Raw genomic sequence first — 19,121 nt, forward strand, 5'->3', positions numbered from 1 at the left:
GGATCATTTCCCTCCCGGCGTGGGCACGGTAGACTGGGGCCGCTCGGTGGGCGCCCCGACCGGCGCCGGGAACCGCTGGGTGTTGTCCGGCGTGGTGCCCTTCTTCAGACTGCGAATGTAAGCGACGAGCGCGTTCATCTCTTCGGCCGATACCTGACTCTCGTCGTAAGCCGGCATGATCTTCTCCCACCCCTCGACGCCCTTGAGCCGCGGCCGGCGGACGGACTCGATGATGTAGTGGTCGTCGGCGATCTCGGCCCCGCCCCCGGTGAGCGGCACCCGGCTGCCGTACAGCCCCTCGAGGACCGGCGCCTTCGCGGTCGGAGTCGCGCCGTGGCAGTTGATGCACTGGAGCTTCAGGAACAGTTGCCGGCCCTCGTGCGCCAGCGACCCGTCCACCGCGTTGCTCGTGCCCTGGAGCGACTTGAACCCCTGGAGGAAGTCCCGGTACTCTTGTTCTGGCACGACCGCGATCTTGCCGACCATCAGCGAGTGCCACGTGCCACAATACTGGTCGCAGTAGACGTGGTACTCGCCGAGCTTCGTCGGCTGGTACCACGCGGTCGTGAAGCGCCCGGGGAGCACGTCGATCTTCGAGCGGAACGCGGGCACCCCGAAGTCGTGGATCACGTCTTCCGAGATGAACGTCAGCTTCACCGGCTTGTTCACCGGCAGCACCAACTTGCCGATCGACTTGCGCTCGGCCTCGGTCATGTTCGCCGGGTTCCCCCCGATGATGACCCGCTGGCCGTTGGGGTACTGCGCCTTCCACATCCACTGCTTGCCGATGACGAAGATTTCTTCGGAGTCGGCCGGCGCGTGGGCCGCGTGGTTGTACACGAACATGCCCCACGCGAAGAACGTGATGAACACGAGCAGCGGGACGACCGTCCAGGCCAGCTCCAGCCGCGTGGACCCCAGGATGCGGGGGGTGGAGCCGCTGGTAGCCCCGCGCCGGTACCGGACGCAGAAGTACGCCATCGCCGCGTACACCCCCAGCCCCACGACGCCCGTGGTGATGGTGATGTACCAGAACAGGTACTCGAACTGGTCGGCCAGCGTGGACGCCCGCTCGGGGATGAACGGTAACATGCTCAGGGTGGTCATGCAGTTCCCCCAGAGGGTAACGCGGTAGGCGGTGTCGCACCGGCCCCTCCCCCTCCCTCGGGGAGAGCGATCGGCGGAAGGGTGCGGGACCGGCGCTCGCGCCGGAGCGCCAAAAAGATACCGGTGCCGATGAGCAGCAGCGTGAGGACGCCGCCGGCCTGCACCGCGCGGAGCACGTTGAGCGAGTAGCCCTTGTGCAGCGCGTCGTAGCGGTAGCACAGGAGCGTGAGCTTGTCGAGCAGCGACCCGCCCTTCCCGTCCGCGGCCTCGATCAGCGAGAGCCGCAGCGTCGTGGTGGGCCGCGTGAAGTTTCTACGCTTCTCCGTCCGGACGTTGAGTTCTTCCTTGGTCAGCTCGGGCCGCGGCCCCTTGCCGGCCCAACTCGCGTTCTCGGACACCTCGAACTCGCCGTCGTAACTGATGCCGTAGAAGTATCGTGTGACCTTCCCGGCCGGCGACAGAATGACCAGCCCGCTGGGGTGGTCGTACTCTTTGAGCATCTTGTCGAACTCGTAGCGGAACCCGACCGCGCTCAGGAGCGCGGTGCTCGACTCCTTGGTCCCGGTCAGGAACCGCCAGCCGTTCTCGGCCCCGGGCCGCCCGTACTCGCCGACGTAGGCCGCCCTCTTCTCCTTCGCCAGCCCGCCGTGCTCCTTCGGGTCCATGCTCACGGTCACGACGTTGAACTGCTGGCCGATCGAAAAATCCTTCGGCATGTCCCGCATCGTCTCGACGAGCCCGTTGAGGATCTTCGTGCAGAGCATCGGGCAGCGGTAGTACACCGGCACGAGAATCGTCGGCTTGTCACCGATGCACTCCCGGAGCGTAATGGGCTGGTCGTCCTCGTTGCGGAAGACGGTGTCGAGCGGCACCTGCGCACCGATCTGCTCGTCGATCCGGGCCGTGGTGAGCGAGGAATTCTTCGTATCGTGCGCGGGCACGACCCCGTCGTTGCCGGCGCGGGCCGGCAGCGGCAGCGCGACCACCGAACCGAGGGCCGCGAGCAGAGCGAAGAGAGCGATGCGGCTGACGCGCGTCACTTCTTGTTCTCCTTCGGCGCCGGGGCCGGTTGCTTCGTTTCGGGTGCTTTCGGGGCCGCGGCCTGGGAGCCCTCCGCCCCGCGCCCGGCGTTGGAGCCGCTCGGCACGAACCGGGACGCCTCCTCCGACAGCGGCGGGGCCGAAGACTTGAACAGCGTCTTCAGGGCGTCGTTGCCGAGGGCCATCGTCTTGTCGAGCCCGACCTTCTCTTTGTTGGTCGCGTACAGTTCCGGGAACCGCTTCTCGTTCGGGATCAGGTCTTCCGGGTGGATCTCGGGCGAGTTGCCGGTGGGCAGTTCCGGGCGCGTGATCGCGCGGGAATCCCCCGACCGCATCCGGAGCGGCTCGAGGCGCGGTTGGTCGACCTCGCCGCCGCGGTGAATGCGCCCCATGCGCGTGTTGATGTCCGCCTCGTTACGCGCCTTCGCTTGCGGGTGGGCGTTCGGGTCCACGATCGGCTTCGAGTACACGGAGAACAGGACCGTCACCGTGCCGAACGCGAGCACGAAGAACAGGACCACGAGCAGCGGCACGCTGAGCACGGTCTTGGTGTCGTACTTGTCCTCTTCGTACCCCCGCTTGATCGTCTCCGCCGACGGCGGGCCGCTCAGGTCGTGGTCGTCGTGGGCCGGCGCGCCCGGCTCCTTCGGTGCGAGTTTCACGACCGGGTCTTGGGGTGAGGGATTAGTGCTGCTCATGGTGGTGCCCCTCCGGCAGCAGGAACGCTTGGTTGTCCGGGAAAATCGGCCGCTGCTTCAACTGGTAGACGAAGTACAGGAGCCACACCCCGCCGACCCCGAGGACCGCGCCCACGTCCATCAGGTACGTCGGGAAGCTCCCGTGCGCCGGGGCACTCGGGGCGACCCACCAGATCACGTCCACGGCGCAAATCACCATCAGGTACAGCGCGACGATCCGCAGCCGTTTCGGGTGCAGCTTGATGTTGCGGAACAGCAGCAGCACGAACGGCAGCGCGAAGTGCAGCGCGATCAGCGCCGCCGACACGAACCACCAGAACGACCGCGCGCCGTGCTCGTTCGACCGCTTCAGGAAGAACGGGATCTCTTCCGGCAGATTCCCGATCCACACCAGCATGAACTGGCTGAACGAGGTGTACGACCAGAACAGCGTGAACACGAGCATCAGCGTGGCCATGTCCAGTTGGAACTTGGGCCGCATGAACCCCTTGAACGGCGGCTTGTCCGCGATCAGCAGGAACATCGCCACGCCGAACGCCATCGTGGTGAGGAACGTGTTCACGGAGAAGATCACCGGGAACATCGTGCTCGACCACCCCGGCTCGAGCGACATCGTCCACTGCGTCGCCGCGGACGTGGTGATGATCGCGAACAGGATCAGCCCCGGCCCCGAGATGTTCTGGAGCTTAATCAGCCCGCGGTCCACGACCCGCGGGTCGGTCGCGTTGGAGGTTTCCTTGCCCCACTTGTTGAGGAAGAAAATCAGGACACCCCACACGCTAAACACGATCACACTGTTGACGACGAACCCCGGCACCGAGAGGTAGCCGTAGATGTTCTCGTCGCGTTCTTTGCGCTCGGCCTCCTGGCGATCGGCGATGGCCTTGTTCAGGTGCAACTTGCCGAGTTTCTCGGCCTGCTGTCGCTTGTCGCCGGGGTCGGCGTGCGCGTCGTTCTTGACGTCGTGCGCGTCGTGCTCCGCCGCGTGCGCCGGGCCGGACCACCAGTACGGCGAGAGCGGCGCCTCGTGCTTGTCGTCGTGGTACGCGACCGCGCCGACGATCGGCAGGAACAGCACGATCGTGAGCGGCAGGGTCCGCGTCGCGGCCTCGAACGGGCGCGTGAGCAACAGCCCCCACGACGTTTTGGCGACGTACCGGATCATGAGCAGCGCGAGCGCCCCGACCGGCAGGCTCAACCAGTAGGTGAACCCGGACAGGTACGCGACCATGAACCGCGACTTCGAGTCGTGAACTTCTTCGTCGGCGTGGGCCTTCTCCGCCTCGGCCTTCGCGAGACCGTCCGGTCCGCCCTCGGCCTTCGCCTTCTCGACCTTCGCGGCGGCGTCGACCGCGTGCGAACTGGCCGCACCGTAGTTGATGAAGCCGACGATGGCGAACAGCACCCAGCCGGCGACGGCCATGATGAGCGCGACGCGGGTGTACCCGGACCAGTTGGGCTGGTCGGAGGGCGCCGGCGGTGCCGTAACGGGAGTATTACTCACTTCTTACCTCCCGTCTCGTCGAGCAACTTCTTGATTTCGGGCGGCAGCTTCGCGGCGTCCGCGCGCTGGCTCAACTGCAACACCCGGATGTACGCAATGATCCGCCACCGGTCGTCGGCCGGGATCTGGGCCGAGTAACTCGGCATCCCGCCGTACCCCTTCGTAATGACCTCGAAGTAGTACCCGACCGGGGCCTCGTCCATCGGCACGCGGTAGCCCCACAGCTTGTAGCCGCGGGACAGCCCAAGCCCCTCGTCCTTGTTCTTCGCCGCCACTTCGTCCGCGGCCACCGGCTTGGTGTGGAACGAGGTCGGCGTGAGGTAGCCGCGTTCCCAGATCTTCCCCTGCCCGTTCCCGAGCGGGCCGTGGCACACGGCACAGAAGATCGTGAACCGCTCCTGCCCGCGCTTCAGATCGGCCTGGGTGATCGCGAACGGGTACTCGTCCACGTACACCTTCGGCTTGCTCGCGTCCTTCGGGTCGAACCGCGGGCCACCGACCGACCGGAGAATCCGGTCCGCGTCGGCCAGGGGCGGGGTATCGAGTTTCGCGACCGGAACGCCGTACTCGTAAACCCGCTTCCACTCCTCCGCAGTCAAACCGGTCACGCGCGGATCGGTTTCGAGGCGCTGGGCGCGGTGGACGACGCCGCGCTCGAGCGGCCGGCTCGCGCGCCCGTCGGCGAAGAACTCGCTCCCCTCGAGCGGCCGGTAGTACGGCTGATCGGCCATTTTCTGGCGGCACCCGGCCGCGGCGGGGAGCAAAAAGGCAAAAGCGAAAAGGTAAAAACCGAGTGACCGGCTTCCCATTTTTCCTTTTTCCCTTGTGCCGTCACAAAGCGTGGTGGTCATTCCATCACCTCCTCGACCGAGAGTGGGTGGAGGTCATTGAGGAACGCGCGGGTCGCGGCGCGATCGAATTTCGGGTCGGTCGCTTCGATGCACACGAAGAACCGGTCGCACGAGGCCCGATCGAACGTCTTGCTGTTGAACAGCGGGTGGTTGTAGCGCGGCAACCCGCAGATCGCCATGAAGCCGAACAACCCCGAGAGCGCGGTCGTGAGCACCATCATCTCGAACGTGATGGGCACGAACGACGGCCAACTGAAGTATGGGCGCCCGCCGATGTTGAGCGAGTAGCCCCAGGTGTTCGCCCAGTACTGCATGATGAACCCGGCGCACGCCCCGGTGAGGCCGCCGATGAACATCACCGGTCCCATTTCGGACTTCGGGAAGTTCAGCGCGTCGGCCGCTTCGCCCACCGGGTACGGGCTGTACGCGTCCAGGTGCGTGTAGCCGGCGGCGGTCGCCTTCGCGGTCGCGTGCGCCATCGCGTCGCCGGTTTCAAATTCGGCCAGGAGCCCGTAGGTCACGGGCATATCGGGGTCGGCGTGGCCGTGAGCGTGGCCCGGCTCGTGGCCGGTGCCGGGAACGACGGTCGTACTCATGGTGCGTTCTCCATGATCGAGTGGCCGCCGCCGCCGCCCTGTTTCTTCGGCAGGAGCTCGCGCATCTCGGTGATCGAGATCATCGGCAGGTATCGGAGGAACAAGAAGAACAGGAACAGGAACAGCCCGAGCGAGCCGACCATCGTGGCGTAGTCCCATACCGTCGGGGCGTAGTGGCCCCACGCGCTCGGCAGGTACTCGCGGGCCAGCGTGATTACGATCACGTACCGTTCGAACCACATCCCGATCAGCACCGAGATGCAGATCGCGGACATCCAGAACGGGCTGACGCGCATCTTCCGGGACCACAGGGCCGTAAGCGGGAACACACAGTTGAACCCGATCAGGCACCAGTACGACCACCCGTAGGGGCCGAACATGCGCTCGATCGTCGTGCCCCACTCATAGAGTGTGTGCCCGTACCACGCCATCCAGAGTTCGCTGAAGTACCCGTAGGTGACAAGGAACCCGGTCGCCAACATCACCTTACCCATGATGTCGAGGTGGTGGTCGCTGAAGAAGTCTTCGAGCTTGTACCACCGGCGCACGGGGATCGCGATCAGCACCACCATCGCGAAACCGGAGTAGATCGCCCCCGCGACGAAGAACGGCGGGAAGATCGTCGCGTGCCACAGCGGAACGATCGACACGGCGAAGTCGAACGACACGACCGTGTGAACCGAGAGCACGAGCGGCGTGCTGATGCCGCCGAGGATCAAATAGACCTTTTCGTATCGGCGCCAGTGGATCGCCGACCCGCGCCAGCCGAGCGCGAGCAGCCCGTAGGCGATGCGCTGCCACCGCTTCTTGGCCTGGTCGCGCAGGGCCGCGAGGTCGGGCACGAGGCCCAGGTACCAGAACACGAGCGACACGGTGAAGTACGTCGTAACGGCGAACACGTCCCACGTCAGCGGGCTGCGGAACTGCGGCCACACGCCGGCGACGTTCGGGAACGGGTAGAGCCAGTACGCGAACCACGGGCGGCCCATGTGTAGCAGCGGGAACAGACCCGCGCACATGACCGCGAAGATGGTCATGGCCTCGCTGAACCGGTTGATCGACGTGCGCCACTTCTGGTGCAGCAGGAGCAGCACGGCGGAGATCAGCGTACCGGCGTGGCCGATGCCGATCCACCACACGAAGTTGACGATCGCGAAGCCCCAGGCCACCGGGACGTTGATGCCCCAGATCCCGACGCCCATGTAGAACAGCCAGCACACCGCGAGCGCCAGCACCTGCAGCATGGCGAAGCCGGCCAGGAAGCCGATCCACCAGCCGCGCGGGTGGTTGCCGTCGAGGACGACGTTACCGATCGCGTTGCCGACCGTCACCAAGTTGTGCGGCTGCCCGGTATGCACGCTCTTGACGAGCGGGTGCATCTCGGGTTCGAGCGGCAGCTCGGTCGATCGAGCAGGGGGTAGTTCCGCTGTCGCCACGTCAGTCCCTCTAGGCATTCTTGTGGGGCAGGCGTTTTAGCCTGCCAGAGCCGAGCCACAGCGGGCCGAGCGCCCGCCCCACAAACAAGTCACTTCGGCATCGCGGGGTTCGGGTTGCGAATCGCGGCCATGTGCGTGAGCCGCGGGCGGGTGTTCAGTTCGGCCAAGAGCCCGTAGTTCGCGGGCTCGTTCTTCCACCGGGCGACCGCGCTGTCGGCGTCGTTCAGGTCGCCGAACACGATCGCCCCGGACGGGCACGCGGACTGGCACGCGGTCAGAATTTCGCCGTCGCGGATCGGGCGCTGTTCGCGCTCGGCCACGATCTCCGCCCCGCGAATGCGCTGCACGCAGAAGGTACACTTCTCCATCACGCCGCGGCTGCGGACCGACACGTCCGGGTTGCGCCCGAGCTTCAGCGTGTCGGTGCTCCAGTCGTTCCCCTCGAACGTGAGGAAGTTGAACCGGCGCACCTTGTACGGGCAGTTGTTGGAGCAGTACCGGGTGCCGACGCACCGGTTGTAGGTCATGTCGTTGAGGCCGTCGGCCGAGTGGACCGTCGCCCCGACCGGGCAGACGATCTCGCACGGGGCGTTCTCGCACTGCACGCACATGACCGGCTGAAAGTACGTCTTGATCGCGCCCGCGTCCTTCGCGCCCTTCATGTCGGCCGTGGTGCTCTCGTAGTACCGGTCGATGCGGATCCAGTGCATCTCGCGGCCCCGGGTCACCTGCCGCTTGCCGACGACCGGGATGTTGTTCTCGCTGACGCACGCGATCACGCACGCGCTGCACCCGTTACAGGCGCTCAGGTCGATCGCCATGCCCCAGCGCCGGCGCTGGGCGTCCTTGAGGTCCGGGTACAGCCCCTCGGCGGGCTGGTACATGTTCAGCGGGTGCAACCGCTCGTCGTGCGGGTGGTGAGCGTTCTTGCCGTCCTTCTGCTTCGGGAGCGGCGTGTTCTGGTTGATCTCGAGCGTTTCGCCCGCGGCCATCGGCGGGATCTTCGCGAACGCCGGGTTGTGCTTGTACTCGTCCAGGCTCCCCTTGCGAACCGGCTTGCGGTCGAGCAACTTCCCGGAAACCGGGTCCTTCTCCGCCATCGCCCAGTGGCCCTGGGTACACGCGAGAACGTACTTGGCCCCCGCGACGACGCTCACCTTGGCGCCCGCGACCCACGGGGCCGTAGAAGTGCGGATCGGGTAGGCGTTGAACCCGCGAACCGGCTTGCCGTCAACGTTCAGTTCGTCCGGCGTGGTCGCGATCCGCCCGACGGCCCCGCCGTCGCGCCCGTGGCCGAGGTGAACCGTGATGGCCCCGTCCGCGTGTCCGGGCAGAATCCACACCGGCGCCTTGATCTTCTTACCGCCGACTTCGATTTCGATGACGCCGACTTCGGCCCGACCGTGCTCCCCGGCGCCCTTGTTCCACTCGTAATAGGTTTCCATGATGCCGAGAGTGTCGGCGGTCTTCGGGCTCAAGAACGCGGCGTTGTCCCACGAAATCTTGGTCAGCGGCTTGGGCAGTTCCTGGAGCCAGCCGTTGTTCGCGAACCGACCGTCGTGCAGCGACGGGCAGGCGCGAATATTGAGTTCGTAAGCGTTCGCCCCCTGAATGGGCGGGGAGGCCGGGGCGTCCGCGGCCCAGTTCGGCACGAGGACCGCGGGAACCGCCGCGGGCGCGGATCCGGCAACGACACCGGACCGCACCGACTCCTGCCAGAAGGTCTCGAACGCTTCGGTCCGCTTCTGCCCCGTGAACCACGCCCGCCAAGTTGCGCGAACGACGTCGAGCGGGTCGCGCGAGGCCGCCGGAACCCCCGGTTCGTCTTTCAGCAGGGCGGCGAGGAGCTCGATCGCGGACTTGCCGTGGTGCAGCGGCGCGATGAGCGGTTGCTGAACCGAGGCCGTCCCATCGTGCCCGCGGATGTCGCCCCAGGCTTCGAGGTAGTGGGCCTCGTTGACGTGCCACTCGCACAGCACACCGGTCTCGTCCTGGCGCTGACCGAGGTGGAACGTGAGCTTGGTCTTGTCCTTCGCCAGCGACGCGAGGGCGCCGGCGAAGTCGATGTCGGCCGGCGCGGTGAACACGGGGTTCGCCTCGCCGATAATCAGGAGCACGTCGACCTGCCCCGCGGCCATCTCAGCGGCGAGCGCCTTCAGGTCGCCCATCTTGCCCGCGACGGCCACCTCGGGCGACGGCGCGAGGCTCACCGTCTGACCGATGTTACCCAGGTGAGCGTTGATCGCGAACGCGAGAGCGTGCAGCGACGCCGGCGCGTGATCGCCGACCACAACGATCGTCTTCCCCTTGCGGGCGGCCGATTTAAGATCGGCCGCGAGCGGTTTGATCCACGCCTTCGCTTCGTCAGGCAGCGCCCCGCCGGCCGGCGTACCGGCCACGCCGAGTTCGGTCGCCAGGGCACGAGCGAACGTTTCGAGTTGAGCACTCAGGAGCGGCAACCGGTGGTCCGCGACGGCCCCGGTGTTGGTCGGCATGCACTCGACCGCGTACAGTCGACTGATTTGGTCGGCCAGCACGCCCTCGAGCAGACGCTTGCCCTCGGCGATAGCCTTCGCGTCTTTGCCGTGTTCGCGGATCTTGCGACGATCGGCGAAATCGCGGCTGTAGCGAACGTGTCCCGGCCCGCTCCCGAGGAAGTCGGCGTCGAGCGAGAGGATGACGTCCGCTTTGAGGAAATCGTAAGTCGCCCGGAGTGCCACACCGTTCGGCGAGCCGAACGCCTTCGCGGTACCGGCCCGAACGTTCTCACTGCTGATCGGGTCGTACTGAACCCACTTCGAGTTCGGGAACGCGGTGAACAGCTTCGCGATTTGCCCGCCGAGCGTCGGCGAGGTCGTCGTCTCGCTCAGGATGCGGATCTTAACGCCCGCGTTCGCGGCGCCGCCCGGATAGAGTTTTGCACGGAGCGCGGCGAGGGCCTCATCGTAGCCGGCGCTGATACCGCGACGGGTGACACCTCGCGAACGGTCCGGGTCGTAAAGATCAAGAACAGACGCGAGCGCGTGAATACTCGCCCCGCCGAGGCTGGACGCGCTGTCCGGGTTCCCCTCGACCTTGGTCGGCCGCCCTTCGTTACTGCGGACCAACACGCCCTGTCCGTAACCGCCGAACGGAGCAGACGTTGCGAAGTAGAGCGGGACGCCGGGAACGATTTCGTCGGGCTGCGTCGTGTAAGCAACGATCTTGCGCTGCGACGCGGGTCGGATGTTACACCCGACGCCGGTCGAGAGCGCGAGGGACGCCCCCATGAGCGTGAGGAACCGGCGGCGACTCGGCTCGTCCACGAACTCGGTCGCCCCTTCGGGGAACTCGTTCAGGGCCGCGGCCTGATACTCCGGCGAGGCCGCAAGCTCATCCAGCCCGCGCCACATGGGGAGCGGGGCGGGTTCGGTCGCGGGAGTTTCCGTGCGGTCGGGATTCATCGCTACCTCGCGTTAGCTCTTGGCTCTTTCGCTACGGGCTGTTAGCCGGGCGACACACCTCCGACGGCGGGCCAACAGCTAACCAGTCCGGCTAACAGCTACTACCTGTGGCACATGGAGCAGTTGGTGAGCGTGACCGCGTCGCGAACGTGGTACTGCTCCTTCAGCAGGAGCCCCAGTTCCTTCTGGCTCGTGGGGCGCGGCGTACCGATCAGCGGGTTGAGCGTGCCGTCGGGCAGCCGACCCGACTTCGGGAAGTCCTCTGCCGTCCAGTCCGCCGGCTTCTTCGGGTCGTAGGTCATGCTGAAGACCTCCGACTTCGGGCGCAGGTTCTTCTCGGGGGCCCGGTGGCACGCGATGCACCACTCCATCAGGAGCGTGCTGTTCTGCCGCGTCAGGTTCATCTGATCGAGCTGCCCGTGGCACGACGCGCACCCGACGCCCTTGGCGACGTGGATGGAGTGATTGAAGTAGGCGTAGTGCGGCAGGTTGTGGACCCGAACCCACTCGATCGGCTTGTCTTCCTTGTAACTGTTGCGCACCGGCTCCAACAGGTCGGCCCCCTGCCAGATCTGCTGGTGACAGTTCATACACGTCTTGGTCGGCGGGACGTTCGCGAACCCGGACGACTCGACCGACGTGTGACAGTAGACACAGTGAATCCCGAGCTGCCCGACGTGGTGCCCGTGACTGAACGCGACCGGCTGCGGCGGGGTCTCGCCCATACCCGTCGCGTAGCTCGACCGGTAGAACGCGGCGCCCGTCACGCCCGTCGCCCCGGCCAAAAGCGGCGCGGCGAGGACGAGCATCTTGGTGATCGGGTTCAGCGCTTTCGGGAAGATCTGGGGCATCGCGAGCCACCTTTCCTACGTATCCGACTCAAACCCGTCGAGCACCGGCCAGACGCGCACCCGCAGCGCGGGCGAGCGGCACGCTACAACTCCGCTCCGGCACTCACCACAGCCACGGGAGCGAGTCCCACTGGGCGTACCGCAAACCCTGGTTCAGCGTAACCGTGATCGAGAGGCTGGTCGCGCACAGAATGGTGCCGACCATCGCGTAGTTCTCGCCGCGGAGCCCGCCCTTCACGCCCCGCAGGACCGAGATCAGGCCGAGCGTCAGGCCGACGGTCGAGAGGATCGAGGTGAACGGCGTCCACCAGAACACGCACGCGGAGAAGAACCCCATGCCCACCGACGCGGTGGCCATCCCGCGAGCGACGTAGGAGTCGTTCGGCGAGCGGGCGCCGGTAACGGGTGCGGGAGTTGTTGAGGGATGATCCACAATCAGGCCTCCGACCGGGGAGTTGCTCCGAGGCTCGACCATCGGTACCGACCGGCGGCGAGTTCTCGATCGCAAGGAACCGGGGAACCGCGCCCGCGTGTGTGACACGAGCGCCGCTCGTTGCGTAGCCGTTCTGAGAGTCGCGAGGGGGTACGGAAACGCGAGTTTCCGGCCGTTCGCCGGCGGGGAGAGGAGGACGCAGCCACCTTTCCGCCGAATGGTGCTTGTGAATTACGACCCGGCCGGGGGAGTGTCCACACGACTTTGCCGCTCTCTTCACAAAGTCGAGATGCTACCCCGACGCGCGAAGAAGACAACAGAAAAACCAGAAAAAATCACAGAGTGACAACGCGGTGTCATTCCGACGAGCGTCCCGGCACCTTCGCCCCGCGCCCGGCACGCCGGATGCAACACGTCCGGGCGTGTGGAATTCCGCCCAGGGACGCCGGGGAGCACCGTCATGGCCCGCAGGTACAGCGAGAAAGCCCAGGAAAAAGTCGGCGAAGTGATGCACGAGTTCAAGCGCGGCAAGTTGAAGAGCGGCTCGGGGAAGACCGTAACCGACCCGAAACAGGCCGTCGCGATCGGTCTATCGGAGGCGCGGAAAAAGGGAATGAAAGTGGCCTCCCGCGCAAAAGCCGAGCGGTGATTCACGGCCAGCAGATCGTCGCGAAACGAAGAACGGCAGTCGGAATGATCCGGCCGCCGTTCGCGTTTTTTTTCTGGTATGAGTTGCAATCAGCGAGGTCCGACTTAACCACCTGTCCGCAGTCCGTGCTGGACGGTACCCCGGTACCCGCGACACCGGCCCGGATGAACGGAGTCCAGAGGGGCCAACGTTCGCCCCCTTCGCGACGAGCACCTCCAAACGACCGGAGAGCGATCCGGGCGCTGAAGAATTCGTAACCGGTACGCCGCTACGCCGCGCGGAGGGACTTGGCCGGCTCCGGGTGGCCGTCCAGCACGCGCATCAGCGAGGCGTACTGGCGGTGCGCACGGTACTGCTCGACCGTGGACCGCGCGTGGAGCACCCCGGGAACGTAAAGCAAGAGCGTGAGGGCGAAGCTCTTGGCGGTTTGTGACGGAGCGGTCAGGAGCACCGCGAGCGGTGGGCACAGGACGACGAGAACGACGAGCATGGAATGACTCCGATACCCGAATCCGTTCGGTAACGAATGGGTTGCTTCCACATTACAGGACGAATAGTTAGTACCCGCTTAACGAGTCCTGAAGGACTGGTGATAACTGCGCCGCGTGCGCGACATAAATCGGCAATAAAGCGCTCATCGGTGGGCAAACTGATACCGAGCGTGCCGATTGTGCCGGCCGCACGGTCGATCCCGATGTGTTTGGCACCCTACTCAACGCGGTCCCGCGCGCGGCGTTTGCAACGCGGCGGAAACGCCCGTCCATGTAACGTCTGCCATGCAGACCCGTTTCACACACCCGGCCCCGGCCGGGCGCGAAGCTTCACCAACCAATACCGTCCGCACAAAACCACCTAACACCCCCCGGCCTCTACATAGAGACCGAGGGGCGAACGTAGTCGCGTGGTGACGTAAATGAGACTAAAAAGCGGGCGCGTTAAACGAAGGGCGCGGGTCGGCGTGGTAACTCACGGAACGCCCCGTTCTCACGGATCGAACTTCACGTCGCGGTCGAGTTCCTGCATCCGGCGCCGATCGCTGGAATCGGCAAGGGCCTGCAAGAAGTGGACGATGTCCCAAATTTTGTCCGGCTGCCCCGGGGGCGCGGTCGCCACGCGATCGTGGAATGCGGTCATCCCGGACGGCGCGATCCCACCGTAGATTCGGGCGTACAAATCTTCGCCTTTCCGCCCCCCACGGTACACGCCCAGGGTGAGGTTCCGCGGTTGCACAACGGTGTCCCACGCGTCCCACTTCAGTTGCTGCGCGCGGCCGTAGTTCGCGTGGCAGCTCGCGCACCCGAACTCGGCGGAGTTGTACAACTTGAACCCGCGGATCGCCGACTGAATGCGCTCCGGTTCCGTCATCGATTTCTCGAGCGGCACCGGGATCGTGTTCTTCGCCGCGACGCCCCAGTTAATCAGCACCGCGAGCTCGTGCTGCAGGAACAGCCAGTCCAGTTCGCCGCCCTCGGCGATCGGGTCGTCCCCGCCCGGCTTGATCGCTTTGACGAGCGTCGCGAATTCCGTCTCGCCCCGGACGCTCAGGTGAATGACGTAGCTCACCACGTCTTCGAGTTCCGCGTCGGTGAGGGCCGGGAACGCGGGCATGATGGAGCCGTCCAACCCGTTGCGCACGGTGCGCTTCAGGTCCCCGCGCCGCGCCTTACCGCTCGCCCCGAGCCCGGCCTTCTTCGGCGCGCTCGGCGGCGCGAACGCGGTGGTGAACTTGAACACGCCCTGGCGGTAGTCGCGCGGCATCGGGCCGGCTTCGATCGCGTAGGCCGCGTCCCCCGCGCCGCTCGGCCCGTGGCACTGCATGCACCACCGGCGGTACACCAGCGCCCCGCGCGCCAGGGCCGCGTCATCGAGCTTGAGTTCCGCTTTCGCGGCGGTCGCGGCGGTCCAGTCGGCCTGCCAGTCCTTCAACTTCGCCTTGCCGAGCTTCCCGCGGATCTCCTTGAGGTTCGCACCCAGGCTCACCGACTGATCGAAGCGCGTAATTCCCGCCGCGACCAACTGGTCCCAGCTCGGCACCCGTACTGCGGGCGCAGCGGGCGTACCGAAGTGCGCGTCGAGGAGGCGCGTCAGCCGGTCCGCCTGGGCCGGCATCCAGACTTCTTGCTCGAACACCGTGGGGTCGAGGACCACTTCGCGCCCCTCCGCGCGGAGGTCGGTCGCGAGATCGCGGTCCGGCGTGTTAGGAAACAGCCGCACGCTGCGCAGCGGCGGGAACTGGGCCGAGTACCACCGCGGCTGGGCCTTCTTGGGCGCGGTCAGGGCCAGCAGGTCGGTGCGGGCCGCGTACCGACCCGACGGTACGGTGAGCGCCGCGGCCGGCGAGGGCGCGTCCCCCTCCCCGTAAGACCCGCACCCGGCACAAACGAAGGACGCGAGAGCGGCACACGTGAGCACGAAGCGAAGTTGGTTCATGGCAAAGCAGCGCACTGTGAGGGGAGGCGGACGGCGCGCCTCGATCCGGCTCGGTCCCGTCGTTCGGCCCAAAGCCCCGGCGCCCTCGGGTTCCGTTTTTCACCGAGTGGCGCTTGTGCTTTCGACCGGAATGCCAACAATGGACCCACGTCCCCCGACGGACAGCCCCGGGCCCACGGACCACATTCTATGAACCGGGCCGTTCGCGCCGCAGCAACGTTCTGTCTGTTCTCGACCGCACTCACCGCCCGCGCACAACCCGCGGCCCCGATCGCGCCGGAACCGGCCACCCTGCGGGGCGAATCCGCCCAGACCCGCAAGCGGCTCCTCGAAATCGAGCAGAAGCTCCTCGCGGGCAAGCACGCGGACGCGGCCGACGAGCTCCAGCGCGTGCTCGACGAGTCCGGTGGTGATTTGATTCTCATCAACGCGACCCAGGCCCGCCCGGCGCGGTGGTTCGCGCACCAGCTCCTGGCCAAGCTCCCGGGCGACGCCCTGAAAGCGTACCAGGACCGCGTCGACCAACCCGCGAAGAAGCTACTCGCGCACGCGAAGCGGGACCGCGACCCGCGCCCGCTCTACCAACTCCTCGACCGCTACTTCGTCTCGCACCCCGCGGACGAGGCGCTCCTGCTGCTCGGCGACCTGCTCTTCGAGCGCGGCGAGTTCCGCGCGGCCGAAGAAACGTGGCGCAGGCTCCTGCCGGCCGGCGGGGCGGACGTGACGTACCCGAACTCGAAGGCCGATCCCGCGCTCGTCCGCGCACGAATCGTACTCGCGGCGCTCTTCGCGGGCGACGCGGGGCGCGCCAAGACCGAGTTCGACGCCTTCAAAACCCAGCACGCGACCGCGACCGGCGCGCTCGCCGGGAAGACCGGGCCGCTCGCGGACACGCTCCGAACGTTCCTCGACGCGCCGCCGAAACTCGCGCCCGAGCCGCCCACCCGCGCGTGGGCGACTTACGGCGGCGGCCCCGAGCGCACCGGGCGCGTGCCCGGCGGCCTCCCGCGGTTCGAGTCATCGGTACCCGCGTGGAAAACGACCATCGACGACGTGACCGACTTCCGCAACCCGCCGGCGCGCCCCCCGCTCGGCCACCCGGTCATCGTGAACGGCGAGGTGTTCGTCGCGAGCGCCACACACGTGTTCGGCTTCGACCTCCGAACCGGCGCGCGCCTGCGCCCCTACGACTCGGGACTAAAGGTCACACCGAACCAGAAAACCCCGGACCCGGACCCGTGCTGTTCGCTCACCGCGGCCGGCGGGCTGCTCTACGCCCGCTTCGGCCCGCCCGTTGTTCGCGCGCCCGAAGGCGCGAGCAAATCGTTTCTGTGCTGCCTCCGATCGGAGAATCAGGAACTGAAGCTGCTGTGGAAACTCGCGCCCCCGGAAGACCCCAAGGTGCCCGCCGCGTGGGAGGGCGCGCCGGTCGTGGTTGGGAAGCGCCTCTGGGCGGTGTACGCCAAGTTCGAGGGCGGGCGCGTGATTCACGTCGCGGTCGGCTACGACCCGATCGACGGCGCCACCGATCCCCAGCGCCCCGCCTGGGCCACGGAACTGTGCGACAGCGCGCAACCGGTCTCGAACGAGGGCCGCACGCGCCAGGAGCTTCTCACGCTCGCCGGGCAGCACCTCGTGTTCTGCTCGAACGGCGGGGCGGTGGTCGCCGTCGATGCGAGTACGGGCCAGCGGGCGTGGGGCTTCCGCTACCCGCGGGCGCGCAAGTCCGCGAGCGCGAATGGCGACCCGAGCCCGGCCGTCGCGTTCGGCGGGCGCGTGTTCGTCGCCCCGACCGACGGCGAGCGCGTCTACGCCCTCGATGCGCGCACCGGCCAACTCGCGTGGGAATCGGGGCCGACGGAGGGGGCGCGAATCGTCGGCATCGCGCGCGGCCGGTTGATCGTCAGCGTGGCCGGCCCGCTCCGGGGCCTCCGCGGGCTGAACCTCGATACGGGTTCGCACTACCGCGAGGACGGCGGGTGGGTGCAGAGCGGCGGGGGCGGTACCCTTCCCTACGGGCAAGGAATCGTCACCGACGACGTGATCGCCTGGCCGTCGCACCACGGGCTGTACTTCTTGCGCCCCGAGGACGGCCAACTCCCGCCGGGGCGCCCGAACCCGTGGCAGGCCCTGGACACGAACTTTCGCGCGCGCTACTTCGGTAACCTCGCTTACGCGGACGGCGTACTCGTCGTGGTGACCCCGACTCAGATCTGGGGCTACCACGCGGAATCGGCGAAAATCGTCCCGCGACCGGACAGTACGCCCCGCGACCGGTTCGACTGGATCGTCGAGCGCGCCGAGCGCCAGTTCACCTCGGGCGACCGCGCCGGCGCGATCACGGCACTCGCGCGAGTCGCAACTAGTAATCTCCCGGCCCCGATGCGTGCGTGGGCCGCCGCACGCATCCTCCAGTGGTCGCCGCAAGTGACCGCACGCGAACAACTCGCGCGCGAAGTTCAAGGCGCGCTCAGCCCGGCACTCATGCGCGAATGGATTATCACCCCCGACGGGCTCCCGGTTACGCTCGAAGACTTTCTCCAGAAGCACCTCGGGCACGAACCGCCCGCGGCTTCCACCCCGGTACGCACGAATAACACCAAGCCGTGCGTACCGGGACTTTCACCGGACGCGGAATTCGACCGCACCCTGAAACTCCCGGCCGGAGTTTCGCCGCTCCTGGCGGTGGTCGGCGGGACCGGTCCGCCGAAGCATTTCTTCGCCGCGGGGCTGCAGAAAATCGTTGCGATTCCGCTCGATCAGGGCGCAGAAAGTGAGCACGTCGCGGCCGACATTTTCACCCACGCGGCAGATGTGCGCGACGGGTTCGTTGCGGCCGGCCCTCGGGCCGTTGCACTCTACGGAGCGGCCCGTGACCCGGTGTGGGTGTTTCGCCTACCCGCGACCGAGCGCCTCCCGAGCGGTTCGGCCCCCTTTCGCGTACTAACTGAAGGTGCAGCGCCGGCGCCGTACCTATCGTCGTTCGTGCTATCGGGGTCGTGGTTGTTCGTGCGCGTGGGCGAATACCACCTCATCGCACTCGACCTCCAGGCCCGGCGCGTGGTGTGGGTTCTCGGCGCGACCGGGCGAAGTGGTTACGAAGCACTCGTGTTCGCCACGGCCCCGCGGTTCTGCCCGCACTTCGCCGTGTCCGGGAAATTCGTCGTCGCGCAACTCACCGACGGTCGGCGCTGGTTCATCAAGCTTGAAACCGGGCGCCCCGCAGCACAACCGGCACTCGGCGAAAACACGGCCCGCGTGAACTGGCCGCACGCGCCCGCGGAAGTGGGCGAGAACCTGCTCGCGCTCGCGGACGGCCCGGGCCTCGTGCGCTTGGTGCGCCTCGGCGGGCGCGTGAAGTGGGCCTACGAAGTGAAGGACGATGACGGGCTCGCGGGCGCACCGCCGCAAGTGCGCGCGTGGGGCGACACCGTACTGATCGCGACGCGCCGAAATCACGGCGTCGACATCGAGTGCGTGAGCGCGGCTGATGGCACTCCGGCGTGGAACGACCCGGCGTTCGCGGACGCGTTCCGCATTGATCTCTTCGCCAGCGATGCCGATGCGACCCGCGCTTACGTCCCGGCCGAAAACAAACTGCTCGGCCTCACGCTCGGCGCGGGCAAAACGGAATGGACCGCGGACCTGCCCGATGCGCACGGCGCCGAGTGGGTCGTTCGCGCCGGGAAGTCGTGCGTGATCGCGTACCCAACGCGTGCGATCCCGCACGAGCCGACCGGAGCCGTACTCGCGCGCCTCGCGCGCTCGTTCCGGGCGGAACCGTTCGTGTGGCGCCTCCCCGGACTCGCGACCACACTGTATGATGCGTGGGTCGATCGCACGGTGCCGGTGCTGCTGTTCGACCCGGAAACGGGCAAGCGGGTCGGCCGGTACGAGATCCCGGCCCGCGGCCCGGCCGTCGCCGCGTGGTTTGATGCGAACACCGCCGCCTTCGCCACCGGCGATCGCGTCGTATGGCTAAAGTGAATAGTCACACGTCATAAGGTCGAAGGTCGTAACGTCGGTCGGATTAACGGCTTTTGACCTTACGACCTTCGACCTTTCGACATTCGACTGGAGGCA

General features: G+C 66.9%; 14 protein-coding genes. 2 read left to right on the forward strand and 12 right to left on the reverse strand.

Translation table 11 applies throughout. The annotated features are described in order from the left end of the window. Nucleotides 1–3: 3 nt before the first annotated feature. The 10 genes from coxB to J8F10_RS19320 form a co-directional block, all read right to left on the reverse strand. The gene (gene coxB, locus J8F10_RS19275) at nt 4–1,107 is read right to left on the reverse strand and encodes a cytochrome c oxidase subunit II (protein WP_246523447.1); all 1,104 of its coding nucleotides are present in this window, start codon (nt 1,105–1,107) and stop codon (nt 4–6) included. Then, nucleotides 1,104–2,147, reverse strand: coding sequence for an SCO family protein (locus tag J8F10_RS19280; RefSeq protein ID WP_210656404.1), 1,044 nt, complete (start codon nt 2,145–2,147; stop codon nt 1,104–1,106). Before J8F10_RS19280 ends, coxB begins: the two co-directional genes overlap by 4 nt. Next, nucleotides 2,144–2,845, reverse strand: coding sequence for a hypothetical protein (locus J8F10_RS19285; protein ID WP_210656406.1), 702 nt, complete (start codon nt 2,843–2,845; stop codon nt 2,144–2,146). Before J8F10_RS19285 ends, J8F10_RS19280 begins: the two co-directional genes overlap by 4 nt. After that, nucleotides 2,832–4,349: a hypothetical protein gene (locus tag J8F10_RS19290; protein ID WP_210656408.1), complete on the reverse strand. Its 1,518-nt coding sequence runs from the start codon at nt 4,347–4,349 to the stop codon at nt 2,832–2,834. Before J8F10_RS19290 ends, J8F10_RS19285 begins: the two co-directional genes overlap by 14 nt. Continuing rightward, nucleotides 4,346–5,200, reverse strand: coding sequence for a c-type cytochrome (locus J8F10_RS19295; RefSeq protein WP_210656410.1), 855 nt, complete (start codon nt 5,198–5,200; stop codon nt 4,346–4,348). Before J8F10_RS19295 ends, J8F10_RS19290 begins: the two co-directional genes overlap by 4 nt. Continuing rightward, nucleotides 5,197–5,796, reverse strand: a complete 600-nt coding sequence (locus J8F10_RS19300) for a DUF3341 domain-containing protein (protein WP_246523450.1) — start codon at nt 5,794–5,796, stop codon at nt 5,197–5,199. Before J8F10_RS19300 ends, J8F10_RS19295 begins: the two co-directional genes overlap by 4 nt. Next, the gene (nrfD, locus tag J8F10_RS19305) at nt 5,793–7,175 is read right to left on the reverse strand and encodes an NrfD/PsrC family molybdoenzyme membrane anchor subunit (protein WP_210662040.1); all 1,383 of its coding nucleotides are present in this window, start codon (nt 7,173–7,175) and stop codon (nt 5,793–5,795) included. The genes J8F10_RS19300 and nrfD overlap by 4 nt, the downstream gene beginning before the upstream one ends. Nucleotides 7,176–7,321: 146 nt before the next feature. Next, entirely contained in the window at nt 7,322–10,675 is a 3,354-nt protein-coding gene (locus tag J8F10_RS19310) for a TAT-variant-translocated molybdopterin oxidoreductase (RefSeq protein WP_210656412.1), read from the reverse strand. A 101-nt stretch (nt 10,676–10,776) separates the two neighbouring features. Then, complete coding sequence (locus tag J8F10_RS19315; RefSeq protein WP_210656414.1) at nt 10,777–11,526, reverse strand: cytochrome c3 family protein; 750 nt, start codon at nt 11,524–11,526, stop codon at nt 10,777–10,779. 103 nt (nt 11,527–11,629) lie between these two features. Continuing rightward, entirely contained in the window at nt 11,630–11,959 is a 330-nt protein-coding gene (locus tag J8F10_RS19320; RefSeq protein WP_210656416.1) for a hypothetical protein, read from the reverse strand. A 460-nt stretch (nt 11,960–12,419) separates the two neighbouring features. Here J8F10_RS19320 and J8F10_RS19325 point away from each other — a divergent pair, with 460 nt between their 5' ends. Then, nucleotides 12,420–12,608, forward strand: a complete 189-nt coding sequence (locus tag J8F10_RS19325) for a DUF6496 domain-containing protein (protein WP_210656418.1) — start codon at nt 12,420–12,422, stop codon at nt 12,606–12,608. Nucleotides 12,609–12,876: 268 nt separating this feature from the next. Here J8F10_RS19325 and J8F10_RS19330 read toward each other — a convergent pair whose 3' ends face one another. Further along, nucleotides 12,877–13,098 carry a YqaE/Pmp3 family membrane protein gene (locus J8F10_RS19330; RefSeq protein WP_210656420.1) on the reverse strand — a complete coding sequence of 74 codons (222 nt, stop codon included), beginning with the start codon at nt 13,096–13,098 and terminating at the stop codon, nt 12,877–12,879. A gap of 494 nt (nt 13,099–13,592) precedes the next feature. Next, nucleotides 13,593–15,038 (reverse strand): c-type cytochrome, encoded by a 1,446-nt coding sequence (locus J8F10_RS19335; protein WP_210656422.1) that lies wholly within the window; start codon nt 15,036–15,038, stop codon nt 13,593–13,595. A 189-nt stretch (nt 15,039–15,227) separates the two neighbouring features. Here J8F10_RS19335 and J8F10_RS19340 point away from each other — a divergent pair, with 189 nt between their 5' ends. Then, nucleotides 15,228–19,025 carry an outer membrane protein assembly factor BamB family protein gene (locus tag J8F10_RS19340; RefSeq protein ID WP_210656424.1) on the forward strand — a complete coding sequence of 1,266 codons (3,798 nt, stop codon included), beginning with the start codon at nt 15,228–15,230 and terminating at the stop codon, nt 19,023–19,025. The last annotated feature ends 96 nt before the right edge of the window (nt 19,026–19,121 follow it).

The organism is Gemmata palustris, assembly GCF_017939745.1.
Taxonomy (GTDB): domain Bacteria; phylum Planctomycetota; class Planctomycetia; order Gemmatales; family Gemmataceae; genus Gemmata; species Gemmata palustris.

Coding starts and splice junctions, on each gene's coding strand:
- J8F10_RS19330 (WP_210656420.1), bottom strand. CDS start 13,098: ATGCTCGTCGTTCTCGTCGTCCTGTGCCCACCGCTCGCGGTGCTCCTG.
- J8F10_RS19315 (WP_210656414.1), bottom strand. CDS start 11,526: ATGCCCCAGATCTTCCCGAAAGCGCTGAACCCGATCACCAAGATGCTC.
- J8F10_RS19310 (WP_210656412.1), bottom strand. CDS start 10,675: ATGAATCCCGACCGCACGGAAACTCCCGCGACCGAACCCGCCCCGCTC.
- coxB (WP_246523447.1), bottom strand. CDS start 1,107: ATGACCACCCTGAGCATGTTACCGTTCATCCCCGAGCGGGCGTCCACG.
- J8F10_RS19340 (WP_210656424.1), top strand. CDS start 15,228: ATGAACCGGGCCGTTCGCGCCGCAGCAACGTTCTGTCTGTTCTCGACC.
- J8F10_RS19285 (WP_210656406.1), bottom strand. CDS start 2,845: ATGAGCAGCACTAATCCCTCACCCCAAGACCCGGTCGTGAAACTCGCA.
- J8F10_RS19325 (WP_210656418.1), top strand. CDS start 12,420: ATGGCCCGCAGGTACAGCGAGAAAGCCCAGGAAAAAGTCGGCGAAGTG.
- J8F10_RS19335 (WP_210656422.1), bottom strand. CDS start 15,038: ATGAACCAACTTCGCTTCGTGCTCACGTGTGCCGCTCTCGCGTCCTTC.
- J8F10_RS19300 (WP_246523450.1), bottom strand. CDS start 5,796: ATGAGTACGACCGTCGTTCCCGGCACCGGCCACGAGCCGGGCCACGCT.
- J8F10_RS19295 (WP_210656410.1), bottom strand. CDS start 5,200: ATGACCACCACGCTTTGTGACGGCACAAGGGAAAAAGGAAAAATGGGA.
- nrfD (WP_210662040.1), bottom strand. CDS start 7,175: ATGCACCCGCTCGTCAAGAGCGTGCATACCGGGCAGCCGCACAACTTG.